Here is an 11789-nt window from a genome sequence, read left to right on the forward strand (position 1 = left end):
ATCACTGTATAACGGCGGGGTAACGAATGCAACGGTTAGATCACGGTCTTATGGAATTCATAGGTTCGTTGTCCTGTCTCACCGGATCTGCCGAAATCTCACCTACCTGCAGATCGTCTCACCGGAGTTGCAGATTCTCATCGGAGTTGTCGCTCGGCGGCGTGGTGTCCGTGCCGCGCCCGACAGCGGAGTAGCTTTCACGTCAAGTTGGGACCCGCACCGCGGAAGACCTCCGCGGACACCGGCGCCCGAACGGAGTCCGCAATGACGCTGACGACCAACTGGCTGCAGGCGATCGATGGAACGAACGCGCTGGCAGCCACGATTCGATACTCGCTTCACGGGTTCGCGCGAGAGGCGACACCGTCAGACGCCGGGTCGGTCGCTTTCGAGGAGACGGCGCCAGTCCGGAAATTTCCGGACTACCCACACAAGCGGAACGTCGAGGGACGCTTCTGGCTTGCCTCGACGGGCCAGCACGTGCCCTTCGAGTCCTTTTGGGAGCGGGCGTTCTTGATGAGCCTCGATCGAACCCGGAGTGCTGAGGCGGTGTCGAGTCAGCCGATGTGGATTCATTGGCGCAACCCGAAGCGCCGGCATGCCCCCGACTATTTCGTTCGCCGCAAGGACGGCACCGCTCTTCTCGTCGACGTGAGGGAGAGGTCAGAGATCGAACCGGAGGATGCGGCGAAGTTCGAGCTCACTCGGCGGATGGCGGCCGCTCTGGGATGGGACTACCTCGTGTTCGACGACCTACCCGGAGCAACGCAACAGAACCTGAGGTTCCTGTTGCGTTACCGCGACCCGCAGTGGCTTGATGGCGTGGTTCTCAGGGACCTGCCCGATTCCGGAGAAATTCGACTCGTTGACCTCGTCGCGCTCCTGGGCGACCCGCCAAACAGCGCACTTGGAGCGGCATACGCCCTCATCTGGTCCGACGTCGCTCGATGCGATCTCAGCCGCCCACTGAGCATGTCCGCAGTGATCCGATTCGGAGCGGACCGATGATCGTCCATCCCGGTGACTTGGTGAGACGACGGCCGTCCAAGAGTTCGGGCGAGCATATGAACGAGCGCGGCGAGAACGTGCGAGTACTCGAAGAAAGGACCTGATCCCCGTCGCCTTCGCTCAGGTGCCCACGCACGCGACCGAGAAGACGATGATGAAGAAGCTCGCGGAGTTCTACGCGCTTCCGTTCTCTCAGACAGCGTCCTACGAGACGCTGCTGAGTCGGGTGAGCAACGTGATGCGGGCATGTGAGACGGAGATCGTCATCATCGACGATATCCATCGCCTCGATCTGCGCTATCGCGCGAGCGAACAAGCGGCGGACGCGCTCAAGGAACTCTCGGAACGCTGCCCCGGAACGATGATCTACGCCGGAGTGAACGTCGCGCAGAACGGGCTCTTCTGGGGGTCCCGGGGAGAACAGATCATGGCCAGATTTGAGACTGTCCAGTTCGACGAGTATGACGTCGCAACAAACGAGGGAGCTGCGGTCTGGGGGAGGGTCCTCACTGAACTTGAAGACTCGCTCTGCCTCATCCGTCAGCCTGAAGGCGACATTCTGAGGATCGCCGCGGAGCTTCGCGAGATCTCGCGAGGATCGCTGGGGCGCATGGCCAAGGCGATTCGGCGTTGCGCTCGCGATGCGATTCGTGATCGTTCCGAACAACTCGACCTGGATCATCTCCTGGTGGTTCTCGAGACGATACGGCGACTCGAAGATCGCGTAGCCGATGAAGCGGCACAGAGCACACGACGACCACGAGGTCGACGGGTGAAGGCTGGCCGATGAGAGTGCTGCCGGCGACGGTCAGCCCGTTCCCGGGCGAAACCGTGCGGAGCCTTTACAGCAGGCTCGTCGAACGCAATTCCTGTGACCCTCAGCGGTAAATGACGGTATTATCACAGCGCTATTTGGCGCATGGTGCAGCCCGTCAAGGATCCTTGGGCACTCGACGCTCCATTGAGCCCAGAAAGAGAACGAGTTCGCAGCGATTGCGACCGCGACAGCGAGGACCTCGCTATCGTGGTCAAACTGTCGGTAGTGAATTTACGGATAGTCAGCTTCCTTGGCCGTTCCCGGTGAGGTTGTGAACGCGGGCTGAGGGGTTTGGCCGCCGAGTGGTCACTTCCTTCGGCGCACGACGTACAGAGCGACAAGGACCACGAGCAAGGTGACAAAGACTGCGACCAGGGCGCCTGGGGTGATTCCCACTTTTGTCACCTCTCTTCAAACAAGTCGCTGGGTCTCGCCGGAGTGCAACGAAGACTCTGGTACGTGATGTCCGGCGCCGTGGGGACTTGTTCCTGACGGTACACCGACCCTATGCGTTCGATCGCGGCGATGGCTTGCGCGTCGGTGAAGTCGTCAGGGTCGAGTGTTTTGCCGAGTCGCTTCCAGTGGCGATCGAGGATGAGCAGGAGCTCTTCGCGGCCGAGGGCTCGGTAGTGGTGCGAGAACCCAAGCCGGCTGTAGAGGCTGGGGGGAGATACTACGGCGATGGCATCTCGACGAGCGGCCGGATTTCCGCGATGAGCGCATGCGCGTTTTCGAGCCGGGCGATACCAAGGCGGCCACCGTGGTCGTTCGCCCACGCCGCCTGGTATGCATTGATCGTCCCCAGCACCTGCCGCCCGCGAGCGGTCGGCGCGAGCAGCTTGGCACGGCGATGCCGTGGGTTTTCATTGAATTCGGCAAGCCCCTCCTCGGCAAGCAGATCGGCGACCCGCTGCACCGGTTGGCGGGCCATTCCCCGCAACCGGCCGACCTGCGCGACCGTTTGTGGCTGCTCGGCCACCGCGTCCAACACCACCCAGCGGGCGAGTGTCAGTCCGCCGTGTCGGGCGATCGCCTCACCGGCAGCCGTCATGAAGTGTCCAAGCGCGGCCACCTCGACGACGAACGAGGTGAAGGCCTCGCCTGCCTCCGTGCGCTCCATCTGAACCCCTTGCCATATTGACACTATGGTGTCATAGCCATCACACTTGACTATGACACCGTAATGTCAAAACATCGAGGAGGTTCCCGTGTCTGACAAGATTTCCACTCCGCAAGCCGCAACTGGCCTCACGCCGTCTGGCAGGCGGGCACCAGCACCCGCTGTAGCGGCCGCCGCGGCGGTCGAACCGTTCACGATCGATGTGCCGGAGTCCGATCTGCTGGACCTGCGCCGCAGGCTCGAGCAGACCCGGTGGCCAGATGAACTGCCCGACGGCGGCTGGGATTACGGCGTTCCCCTCACTTACGTGCGCAGTCTCGTCGACTACTGGCAAAGCGGTTACGACTGGCGTGACCAGGAGAAGATCTTCAACGACTATCCGCAGTTCCTCACCACGATCGACGGTCAGCGAATCCACTTCCTGCACATCCGATCTCCACGCGAGGATGCGCTGCCGTTGTTGCTGTTGCACGGCTGGCCCGGTTCGATCGCCGAATTCCTCGATGTGATCGGGCCGCTCTGCGACCCGACGGCCCATGGCGGCTCCGCGGCCGACGCGTTCCACCTGGTGATCCCCTCACTGCCGGGGTTCGGCTTTTCCGGGCCGACCCACGACAAGGGGTGGGATGTTGCCCGCACCGCGCGTGCGTTCGCGGAGCTGATGGAGCGCCTGGGCTATGAACGTTACGGCGTCCAGGGCGGCGATATGGGCGCGCTGATCGGACCTGAGCTGGCCCACGCCGATCCCGAACACGTGGCCGGAGTCCACCTCAACGCGGCCACCGTCGGCTTCATCCCATGGGGCGAGGTTCCCGAATCAGAACTCGCCTCCTTCACGGATGTCGAGAAGGGACGACTCGACAAGCTCAAAGGATTCATGGCAAACGGCAACGCGTACTTCAACATCCAGGCCAGTCGCCCCCAGATGATCGGCTACGCCCTGACGGACTCACCGGTCGGCCAGCTGACCTGGATCGTCGATCGGATGGCCGCTTGGGTGCACGGCCCGATTGATGAAGAAGCGCTCAGCCCCGACCGGATCCTCACCAACGTGATGTTCTACTGGCTCACCCGCACGGCGACGTCGTCCGCGCGGATGTATTACGAGAACATGCACGCCCAACCCAACTGGGGCAGGTCACGGCCCCGTGTCCCGGTGGGCGTTGCGGCATTCGCCGAGGACATCGCGATCCGACGATATGGCGAGCAAGGTCTCGATATCACGCACTGGAGCGACTTCGACGATGGCGGCCATTTCGCTGCGATGGAGCGCCCTCAACTGCTCATCACCGACATGCGCAGCTTCTTCGACAGTGTCCGCTGACTGTCGCCACCGCATACGACCCGTTCGCCTGCTATTGCCATCGGTGGGGGTGTTCGCTGCGGTAAGGGGCGGCGTTCTGTGATCGCTCGGCAGCGACTTTTCGAGGGGTTTTGACGCAGGAGGGCCGGCCATTGCGGAAGGCGTGCTTCCGGCGCGGTCCGTAAACTGCGAACCCGTCACGTTGCGCGGGCCGCACCCTTGGGCTCGAGTTCCAGTGGCGTGAGCTGGATCTGCTTCGCGAGTGCGTATGCGGCAGGTCGGTCGTCTTCGTTGGCGACGAACACGCGTCCGATGAGCAGGGCGGCATGGTGCGGTACGTCGATCCGGGTCATGCGGTCTGGCGTGGCGCCGACCCATCTGGGTGCGCAGAGGAAGAAATCGCCGGCGGCGGTTCCGGTGGTGCGTTTGCCGACGTAGGCGAAGTTGGCGCCGTTGGTTGGGTCGGTGAACTGCACGCTGTAGTAGCGGTCGCCCATGTCAGGCACGTGCAGCACGCGTGGGCTGGCCTTCACGTCCAACCAGCCGCCGAGGTAGAGGATGTCGTCGGTGCCGGTTGCGATGACGCTTCCGGTCAACGCGGACTGGGATGGGCTTTCCGGCACGGCATAGATTGTGTTGACCGGGATCGGACCTCCGCCCAACCCGCGTTTGACGAATATTCGCTTGAAGCCACCCACTGTGATCCGCGGCCAGAAGTAAATGAACGCGAACGTAGTGACCACCCACACGGCCACAGCCGTTGCAACGAGAAGGATGATCGCATTAACCCCGCCCCCGGCGACTCGTGAGTAGATCACCCAGGCGAAGATCGCGAGGATGACGATCGTGACCGGTGTGCCATGTTTCAGGATGAGGCGATTCATGGCCGCACCTCGAGGACCGGCGGGATCTGGTAGCTGCCGTCAACGATCGCCGGCCCGGGGAGGTAGGCGCGGAGCATGAGCTTGAACCGCCCGGATGGTGTCGCTATCCAGTTCTGTGAGGCGCCGGAGGGCTGGTCTGGCTGCAGCAGGATGTCGACCGACCCGTCAGCGTTGGTCGCCAAACCGGAGTGACTGTCTACGCTGGATCGGCCGCCGTTCGTGCTGATCTTGTAGCCGACGGTGTCCGTGGCGGTGAGCGACCAGAAGGCGTCGGTTGGGGGCAGCTGACCTGCCGCGAAGTGTAGGCGATAGGCATGATCACCGGTAAGCCGCTGATGGCTGTCATCGCTTCGGGTTGCCGTCCAGTAGGCCGCCTCCTCGAACACGTTGACAACCGGTAGGGCTTTCTGCAGTGCCGCCCGCACAAGTAAGCCGTTGCCGGGCTGGCCGGCTTTGCGAATCGCGCTCCAGCCGTTGACGGTCTTTGTTTCGGTCTTCGCGACAGCGTTCAGAACCAGGACGGTGGTCAGGTACGCGAAGGTCAGTCCGATGATCAGGCCTTGCACGACCCCGGAGCCCGCGATCCAGGCGAGGAAGCCGCTCACGATAACTTCGGCATCACAGCACGCCGGTTCTGAATAACACGACGACGGTAGTGATTGCGGCGACGATGGCCACGATGATCAGCACGCCTTGCCAGGAACTTGGGTGCCAGCCCGGGCCGGACCGGTTCGGCCGGAACCACGGCTTCCGGTTCTTCCCGCCCGGTTGTTCGGAACCGGCGGGAGGTTCGTGCTGTTCATTGGACATGTGGCGTCTCGCTGCTCTGTCTACCGTGATTCCCAGCGGAACCAGCGAATGCCGATGAATGCTCCGACGACGATGTAGCCGACGGTGGCGATGAGCCCGTTGGTGTCGGTCCAGTCCCAGCTGGAGAGGTTGAGGACACCGCCGTAGAGGTTGATCATCGCACCGACCGGTGACCAGTCAGCGATGCCCTTCATCGTGGACCCGAGAACCCCGCTCGAGCCCAGGAGCCCAAGCAGCAAAAGGACAATGTAAAGGATGCGGCCTATCGCGTTCACCACAGTCGCGGACCTGACCAGCCCCACGACCGCCTGGGCGATGGCGAGGAACATCGCCCCACCCAGGACCGATACGCAGAAGATGAGCGCGTAATCGCCCGGACTGAACGCCTTGCCGAACACGAAGACCGCGATGATCGCCACGACGATCGTCATGATGATGTCGACGACGATCTGAACCAGCAGCCGGCTGGTCATGATCGCCCAGGTCGGAGCCGGGGTGACGCGCAGTCGCTGGAATACCCCGGCATCTCGGTCCCGCGCGACCGTGATCGAGTACCCCATCAGGCTGGAAGCCATGAGGCCGTAGGTCAAGGCCAGGCCGATGACGAAACCCGGTCCACCCTGCGTGAGGGCGTTTGTCTTGTTACCAAGCCGTAAGCCGATGATGACGAGGATCGCGATGGGCACCGCGACGTTCAGCAGCAGCGTCCTGCCGCTGCGCAGCAGGACTGTGAAGTCGGCGCGCAGTAGCGACCCGTAGATCAGTCCGATTGGAGTGCGTGCGGTCTCGCCTGCCGGAGGGGCGGAGGTTGCATTAGCCACGGATTTCGCTCCCTGTCAGACCGATGAACACATCTTCGAGGGTGACCTCGCCCCGAGCGACGTTGACCACACGCGGGTCGTCGCGATGGGTGGCGATCAGTCCAGCTGGCGTGTCAACCGTGATCAGCTTTCCGTGGTCGATGATCGCGACGCGATCGCAGACCGCTTGGGCTTCTTCCATCGAATGGGTGGTGAGCAGGATGCTCCCGCCGCCGGTGCGCAGGTTTTCGATCCGGGTCCACAGCTGGCGCCTCGACTGCGGATCAAGGCCAGACGTCGGCTCATCAAGCAAAAGCAGAGCGGGTTGGTGGATGACCGCGATCAGCAGTGACAGTCGCTGCTGCTGCCCCCCTGAGAGCGACTTGTACCGTTTGCCCAGCTCGTCGCCCAGCCCGACATCGCGAATCCGATCCGCGATGCCATTTTTCGTGATTCGCAGCCCGTACAGCCCGGCGTACAAGCGGGCAATTTCTTCGATCGTGAGTTCGGACTGGAAGCTGGATGCCTGCAATTGCACGCCCAGGTGTGTCTTGGCCTCGATCGGATCGTGCTGGATATCGATGTCATCCACTCGCACCGTGCCAGCGTGTGGCTTCAGCAAGCCCTCGATCGCACTGAGCGTGCTCGTCTTGCCGGCACCGTTCGGACCGAGAAGTCCGAAGATCTCGCCCCGCTTCACCTGGAAGGTCACGCCATCGACCGCAGTGCGAGTGCCATACGTCACCACCAGCTGCTCGACGTCGAGAATGGCAGCGGAGCTCGTTCCGGCATCGTTCGTCATAAATCACTCCCCGTCCGTATTTAAAAGCTATCACTTTAATCGGCAGGCCGGGACCGATCCCCGATCCACAGTTCACGCCAGTGGCGGTCGTCCACGTCGCGGGAGCGGTCCAACCTCCTTCGGTAGCCTGCCCGCCTTGGCAAGGGCGTCGCGCAAGAGGATTTCGATCTGGGAGTTCACACTGCGCAACTCGCCGGCGGCCCAGCGCGCGATCGCGTCGTGCACCGCGGGATCGAGCCGCAGCAGGACCTGTTTTCGTTCGCCGCTCATGACGAATACAGGGTTCCGGTGTTGACCACGGGAGACGCGGGTTGATCGCTGCACAGTACAACCATGAGGTTGCTTGCCATGGCCGCCTTGCGCTCATCGTCGAGGGTCACATAGTTGCTTTCGTTGAGGCGGTCGAGCGCCATCTCCACCATGCCGACCGCACCTTCGACGATTCGCGACCGCGCATCCACGACAGCGTTGGCCTGTTGCCGACGCAGCATCGCCTGCGCGATCTCCGGTGCGTAGGCCAGGTGGCTTATGCGAACCTCGATGATCTCCACCCCGGCCAACGCGACCCTCGCCGTCACCTCATGCGACAGTTCATTCGCGACGACATCGGTCGAGCCGCGCAACGACGTCCCTTCCGTATCGGCGCTGTCGTAGGGGTGGATTGCGGCGACATGACGGATCGCGGACTCGGCCTGCACCGACACGAAGTCGGTGTAGTCATCGACCGCGTACAGTGCCTTGGCAGTGTCGGCCACCTGCCAAACAACGATCGCGGCAATCTCGATCGGATTACCCAGCGCATCATTGACACGCAAATGATTGGTCTCGAAGTTGCGCACCCGGACACTGACTCTGCGCCGAGCGGCAAGCGGCACCACCCAGGACAGCCCGGTGCGACGCACAGTACCGGTGTAACGCCCGAAGAATTGCACCACACGGGTCTGCCCCGGCTGAACGATCACAAGAGACGACAACACGAGGACAAATACCAGCGTCGGCCACTCGACGAACTGCGCGTGCCCGGTACGAAGCAACCAGACCGCAATCACCACACAGAGAACCAATGCCGCTATGCCGAATCCCCCAGGGGCCGCTCTCGCCTTACGCTCCGTGACCTCGACGCGTGCTCCGGAATGCCCAAACGGCGCAGCATCCAACAGCGGTGATGACTTGTCGCCACTCATCCAGCCTCCCAGCTCACTCCACTATAAAGCGATATCACGTTAACGGACCCGTCTCGGAAACGTAAAGCTTTCCGAGGCACGCGAAACGGGTCCCTAGTCGGGCGAGAGAGTGGCGGACTTCCGGGAGACAATTTGTCTCGGAAACATGTCTTACCGTGAAGCGTCTTTGCTCGGCCGCTTCTAGCGGTTTCTGAGGCACAATGGACTGGTGAGACATCTTGGGTACACACGGGTCAGCACGAGAAGCCAAGACGCGAAGTTGCAGGTCGACGCCCTGGTCAAGTCGGGTGTGCAGGAGCGGGATATTTTCACTGACGTCACCTCGGGCAGCCGGACCGCGGTCTCGCGGCCTGGGATGAAGAAGCTCCTCGACTACGCCAAGCCTGGCGATACGGTCGTCGTCTGGCGGGTTGACCGCCTCGGACGGTCCTTGATTGATGTGCTGAACACGGTGAAGCTGCTCCGGGAACGAGACGTGGAGGTCAAGAGCATCTCGGACGGGATCGACCCATCGACGACGTCAGGTCGGCTGATGCTCAACATGCTCGCCACCTTGGCTGAGTACGAACGTGAACTGATCGCGGAACGTGTGAACGCCGGGATCACGGCCGCCCGGGAAGGCGGCACCAAGTTCGGCCGGCCCCTGTCCGATCCCGTCGTCGTCGCCGACAAGCTCAAGCTCGTCACCGAGGCCAGGGCAAAAGGCCGGACCGCGCAGGATGCGGCGCGGCTCGTCGGGTGGAGCCGGGCCACCCTGTACCGGCATCAGAAGGCCGTCGCGGCTCGCGAGAGCACGACCGTGTAGGTGCCTCGTGGACGCGGCCGAGCTGTGGCGTGTTCTCGGCTGCATGTCGAAGACCAGATCCCGCTCGCGGTCCTCGCCCGGGAGACCGGGATCTCCGCCCGGACCCTGCAACGCTGGCACCAGCTCTACCAAGTAGGAGGCGTCGCAGCCCTCGACCCTCATGACCGCACCGACAAAGGCGTCCGCCGAACGTCACTGGAGACGGTCGCGTTCATCGAACGGCTGGCGCTTACTCGGCCACGCCCGAGCATCGCCACCTTGCACCGCCTTGCCGGCGCCGATGCGAAGGCACGTGAGCTGTTGCCGCCGAGCTACGCGACGGTGCGGCAGATCGTGCGGGCCCTCGATCCGGCCCTGGTGACCCTGGCGCTTGAGGGGCCGGCCTCGTACCGGGATAAGCATGAGCTCGTCTTCCGGCGACGCGCGGAACACCCGAACCAGACGTGGCAGTCCGACCACACCGAGCTCGACATTCTCATCGTCGGCGCCGACGGGAAACCCGACCGGCCCTGGTTGACCACCGTGATGGACGATTACTCCCGCGCCATCTGCGGATACATGGTCTTCACCGGCGCACCGTCAGCTATCAACACCGCTTTGGCTCTCCGCCAGGCGATCTGGCGGAAAACGGATCCGGCGTGGGCGATGTGCGGCATCCCGGACATCCTGCACGTGGACCACGGCTCCGACTTCATCAGCCACCACCTCGAGCAGACCGCCATCGCCCTGCACATCAGGGTCATCCATTCGACTGTCGGACGACCCCAGGGACGCGGGAAGATCGAGCGGTTCTTCCGCACCATTAACACCGAACTCCTGGCCACGCTCCCCGGCCACCTCGGACCCGGCAGCCGCACCCCAACACCGGTCCTCGACCTTGCCGGCCTCGACCGGGCGATCGTCGAATTCATTGGCACCTACAACGACCGGACCCACAGCGAGCTGGGGATCTCGCCCCGGGATGCGTGGGTCGCGGACGGCTGGCTGCCCCGGATGCCCGACAGCCTTCAAGAACTCGACGGACTACTTCTTACTGTTCCGAAGAACCGGGTCGTGCAGCGCGACGGCATCCACTTCCAAGGTCAGCGCTACCTCTCCCCGACCCTGGCGCCGTTCGTCGGGCACACCATCACCATCCGGTATGACCCGCGCGACATCTCCGAGATCCGGGTCTACGACCGGGACACGTTCATCTGCACCGCCATCGACGAAGCCCACCCCAATCTCCGCCTCAGCCTCCGCGACATCGAAACCGCCCGGCGCGCCCGCCGCAAACAGCTGCGCCGCGCGATCAACGATCGCATCCCGACCGTTGCCGCTCGCGAGGAACCTCGCACCCCCGAACCCACGAAGCGGCGGCCGAAGCTGCGCACCTACGAAGAGGACGAGTGATGAACCAAGCATTCATCGTCACCAAAGAACACCGACGCTTCACCGAGTTCGCTAACGCCGTCCGGAAAGAGAAGACGATCGGAATCTGCCACGGCGCCGCCGGCGTCGGGAAGACCAACTCCGCCCGTCGCTACGCGAACTGGGACGCCCTCGAGCCCTACATCAACGAGTGGGGACCCCGCGGAGACCACGACGCGAAGCACTACGCATTGGCGAACCGATCCCGCACCGTCTTCTACACACCCGAAGTCCTCTGCCGACCCAAAGACCTCATGCACGACATCGAGCACTGGCAGATGAAAGTCGGCATCTGCGCCGACGAGCACCTCCGCTCCCTCATGCCCGAGCCGGAACGGGTTAGACAGCACGACGTCACCCGCCTCGTCGAACTGCTCATCATTGACGAAGCCGAACGACTCACCCCCACCGCACTCGAGCTGCTCCGCGACCAGCACGACCGCACCCACCGCGCGATGATCCTGATCGGCATGCCCGGCGTCGACGAACGCTTCCGCCACTACCCCCAGCTCTACAGCCGCCTCGGATTCTCACACCACTACCGAGCCCTCGGCCGCGAAGAACTCCTGTTTGTTCTCGACCGTCACTGGAAACGCCTCGGCAGAACCCTCGACCCTGACGACTTCACCGACGCGCAAGCAATTGCTGCGATCGAACGCATCACCCGCGGCAACTTCCGCCTCCTCGAACGCCTCTTCCCACAGATCAATCGGGTGCTGAAGATCAACCAGCTGGACACGATCACGGACGACGTCATCGAAGCCGCCGCCAGCATCCTCGTCATCGGCAACTAGCCTCGGGCTTTCATCGTTGAGTGGCGCGAGGGTCATGTCGTAGATGGGAAAA

At 63.1% G+C, this 11789-nt stretch carries 13 protein-coding genes and 2 pseudogenes; 6 read left to right on the forward strand and 9 right to left on the reverse strand.

What is annotated here, in order from left to right:
• Positions 1 to 264 precede the first annotated feature (264 nt).
• On the forward strand, positions 265 to 1008 hold the full coding sequence (locus tag ABD882_RS08310; protein ID WP_345186007.1) for a TnsA-like heteromeric transposase endonuclease subunit: 744 nt from the start codon (positions 265 to 267) through the stop codon (positions 1006 to 1008).
• A gap of 31 nt (positions 1009 to 1039) precedes the next feature.
• Positions 1040 to 1798, forward strand: a pseudogene (locus tag ABD882_RS08315) (TniB family NTP-binding protein); the annotation flags it as partial.
• A 533-nt stretch (positions 1799 to 2331) separates the two neighbouring features.
• On the opposite strand, the pseudogene ABD882_RS08320 reads toward ABD882_RS08315, so the two are convergent.
• Together ABD882_RS08320 and ABD882_RS08325 are read right to left on the reverse strand one after the other, a co-directional pair.
• Positions 2332 to 2490, reverse strand: a pseudogene (locus ABD882_RS08320) (AAA family ATPase); the annotation flags it as partial.
• An 8-nt stretch (positions 2491 to 2498) separates the two neighbouring features.
• On the reverse strand, positions 2499 to 2945 hold the full coding sequence (locus ABD882_RS08325) for a MarR family winged helix-turn-helix transcriptional regulator (RefSeq protein ID WP_345186008.1): 447 nt from the start codon (positions 2943 to 2945) through the stop codon (positions 2499 to 2501).
• 88 nt (positions 2946 to 3033) lie between these two features.
• On the opposite strand from ABD882_RS08325, the gene ABD882_RS08330 reads away from it, so the two are divergent.
• Positions 3034 to 4269, forward strand: coding sequence for an epoxide hydrolase family protein (locus tag ABD882_RS08330; RefSeq protein ID WP_345186010.1), 1236 nt, complete (start codon positions 3034 to 3036; stop codon positions 4267 to 4269).
• A 176-nt stretch (positions 4270 to 4445) separates the two neighbouring features.
• Here ABD882_RS08330 and ABD882_RS08335 read toward each other — a convergent pair whose 3' ends face one another.
• From ABD882_RS08335 to ABD882_RS08365, 7 genes are all read right to left on the reverse strand, one after another.
• Positions 4446 to 5132 (reverse strand): DUF1254 domain-containing protein, encoded by a 687-nt coding sequence (locus tag ABD882_RS08335; protein WP_345186011.1) that lies wholly within the window; start codon positions 5130 to 5132, stop codon positions 4446 to 4448.
• A complete protein-coding gene (locus tag ABD882_RS08340) occupies positions 5129 to 5737 on the reverse strand; it encodes a DUF1214 domain-containing protein (RefSeq protein ID WP_345186012.1) in 609 nt (202 codons plus the stop codon). Before ABD882_RS08340 ends, ABD882_RS08335 begins: the two co-directional genes overlap by 4 nt.
• Before the next feature lie 13 nt (positions 5738 to 5750).
• Positions 5751 to 5942, reverse strand: a complete 192-nt coding sequence (locus ABD882_RS08345; protein ID WP_345186013.1) for a hypothetical protein — start codon at positions 5940 to 5942, stop codon at positions 5751 to 5753.
• A 20-nt stretch (positions 5943 to 5962) separates the two neighbouring features.
• The gene (locus ABD882_RS08350; RefSeq protein ID WP_345186015.1) at positions 5963 to 6763 is read right to left on the reverse strand and encodes an ABC transporter permease; all 801 of its coding nucleotides are present in this window, start codon (positions 6761 to 6763) and stop codon (positions 5963 to 5965) included.
• Positions 6756 to 7544, reverse strand: a complete 789-nt coding sequence (locus ABD882_RS08355) for an ABC transporter ATP-binding protein (RefSeq protein ID WP_345186016.1) — start codon at positions 7542 to 7544, stop codon at positions 6756 to 6758. The genes ABD882_RS08350 and ABD882_RS08355 overlap by 8 nt, the downstream gene beginning before the upstream one ends.
• Positions 7545 to 7616: 72 nt before the next feature.
• On the reverse strand, positions 7617 to 7814 hold the full coding sequence (locus ABD882_RS08360; protein WP_345186018.1) for a type II toxin-antitoxin system antitoxin: 198 nt from the start codon (positions 7812 to 7814) through the stop codon (positions 7617 to 7619).
• Positions 7811 to 8728 carry an SPFH domain-containing protein gene (locus tag ABD882_RS08365; RefSeq protein ID WP_345186020.1) on the reverse strand — a complete coding sequence of 306 codons (918 nt, stop codon included), beginning with the start codon at positions 8726 to 8728 and terminating at the stop codon, positions 7811 to 7813. The genes ABD882_RS08360 and ABD882_RS08365 overlap by 4 nt, the downstream gene beginning before the upstream one ends.
• A 208-nt stretch (positions 8729 to 8936) precedes the next feature.
• Here ABD882_RS08365 and ABD882_RS08370 point away from each other — a divergent pair, with 208 nt between their 5' ends.
• The 3 genes from ABD882_RS08370 to ABD882_RS08380 all read left to right on the forward strand — a co-directional run bounded on the left by ABD882_RS08370 (position 8937) and on the right by ABD882_RS08380 (position 11737).
• Positions 8937 to 9533: a recombinase family protein gene (locus tag ABD882_RS08370; protein ID WP_345186021.1), complete on the forward strand. Its 597-nt coding sequence runs from the start codon at positions 8937 to 8939 to the stop codon at positions 9531 to 9533.
• A gap of 258 nt (positions 9534 to 9791) precedes the next feature.
• Positions 9792 to 10925, forward strand: a complete 1134-nt coding sequence (locus tag ABD882_RS08375; protein WP_345186023.1) for a Mu transposase C-terminal domain-containing protein — start codon at positions 9792 to 9794, stop codon at positions 10923 to 10925.
• Entirely contained in the window at positions 10925 to 11737 is an 813-nt protein-coding gene (locus ABD882_RS08380; protein WP_345186025.1) for an AAA family ATPase, read from the forward strand. Before ABD882_RS08375 ends, ABD882_RS08380 begins: the two co-directional genes overlap by 1 nt.
• Positions 11738 to 11789: the final 52 nt, after the last annotated feature.

It is taken from the genome of Microbacterium panaciterrae (assembly GCF_039541635.1).
GTDB lineage: Bacteria > Actinomycetota > Actinomycetes > Actinomycetales > Microbacteriaceae > Microbacterium > Microbacterium panaciterrae.